At 72.9% G+C, this 1,500-nt stretch carries 3 protein-coding genes; 1 reads left to right on the top strand and 2 read right to left on the bottom strand.

What is annotated here, in order from left to right; all coding sequences use genetic code 11:
- Positions 1–53: 53 nt before the first annotated feature.
- Together ACYVE9_RS26390 and ACYVE9_RS26385 are read right to left on the bottom strand one after the other, a co-directional pair.
- Entirely contained in the window at positions 54–515 is a 462-nt protein-coding gene (locus tag ACYVE9_RS26390; RefSeq protein ID WP_461030410.1) for a DUF3515 domain-containing protein, read from the bottom strand.
- 50 nt (positions 516–565) lie between these two features.
- On the bottom strand, positions 566–799 hold the full coding sequence (locus tag ACYVE9_RS26385; RefSeq protein WP_461030409.1) for an Lrp/AsnC family transcriptional regulator: 234 nt from the start codon (positions 797–799) through the stop codon (positions 566–568).
- Positions 800–942: 143 nt separating this feature from the next.
- Here ACYVE9_RS26385 and ACYVE9_RS26380 point away from each other — a divergent pair.
- Positions 943–1,500: AIR synthase related protein (locus ACYVE9_RS26380; protein WP_461030408.1), on the top strand; the 558-nt coding region annotated here is incomplete at its 3' end.

Raw genomic sequence — 1,500 nt, 5'->3', positions numbered from 1 at the left:
CGCGCGGCGGAGAGGTGCGGCGGAGAGGTGCGCGCCGGCGGCCCGCCGCCGCGTCACAGGGGCTTTTCGGGAACGGCGGCCAGGACGGCGTCGGCGAGCTCGGTGAGCACGCCCACCTCGGGCGCGTAGGCGGACGGAACGGTCAACTCCACGAAGGCGGTACGGCCCGTGGTGGTGAACCGGTAGCCCTCGCTCTGCTTCTCCAGCAGCCATCCGACACCGTTCACCTCCACCGCGTCGGCGGTGGGGTTGTAGTGTTCACTGCCGGGCGAGAGCACCTTCGGGCGCGGCACCCCGCAGCGCAGCTCGATGGCAGGCTCGCCCCACACGGCGGTGTACCGCGAGACCGGCTGCCGCTCCACCCGTGGCCGGCCCTCCACCTTCGCGGGCAGCCGCGAGTGGAGCGCTCGGCAGTCGGCTGCGGACCGCCCGGTGGGGCTGGGTACCGCCGGCCCCTCAGGGTCGGCCGAACAGCCCGCGACCGCCACCTGCACGGCGGCGATCGCTGCACACACAGGTACGGTCAGGCCGGGCGAAAAGCTCACCGGTCGAGCATAAGGGGGGACTACAGATGCACGACCGGGCAGGTCAGAGTGCGGGTGATGCCGTCCACCTGCTGGACTTTCGCGACCACCAGGCGGCCGAGGTCGTCGACCGTGTCAGCCTGGGCGCGCACGATCACGTCGTACGGCCCGGTGACGTCCTCAGCCTGAAGCACGCCGGGGAGGGTGCCGATCACCTCGGCCACGGTCGACGCTTTGCCGACCTCGGTCTGGATCAGGATGTACGCCTGTACCACGGAACCTCCAGGGCGGCTTCGAGGATCATGTGGAGAGAAGGGACGCCACGGTACCGCGTAGCCGTCGTCCGCGGCGAGTCCCGCACCGCCGCCCGGCGCGGCAGATCCACCTCGCAGTTGCGCACATGTGAAGGGACACACGGATGCTGAGTTCCGCCGGGGGCCACCCCCGGACTCCGGGAACTGTCGGCGAACTCGGAGAGTTCGGGCTGATCCGCGAGTTGACCTCGCGCGTCACCACCACGCCCGCGGTCCGGCTGGGGCCGGGCGACGACGCGGCGGTCATCGCCGCGCCCGACCGCCGGGTGGTGGCCAGCACGGACATCCTGCTGGAGGGGCGGCACTTCCGCCGCGACTGGTCCACCGCGTACGACGTGGGCCGCAAGGCCGCCGCGCAGAACCTCGCCGACATCGCGGCGATGGGCGCGGTACCCACCGCGCTGCTGCTCGGTCTGGTGCTGCCCGCCGAGCTGCCCGCCACCTGGCCCGCCGAGCTGATGGACGGCGTACGCGACGAGTGCCACGTCGCGGGAGCCGCCGTGGTCGGTGGTGACCTGGTGCGCGGCGACACCATCACCGTCTCCATCACCGCACTCGGCGACCTGCACGGGCGTGAGCCCGTCACCCGGGCCGGGGCCCGGCCCGGCGACGTGGTCGCCGTGACCGGCTGGCTCGGCTGGTCGGCGGCCGGCCACGCGGTG

The organism is Streptomyces sparsus (genome assembly GCF_054776295.1).
The sequence above is the reverse complement of the archived record's forward strand: the minus strand, read 5'-3'. Positions and strand labels throughout refer to the sequence as shown.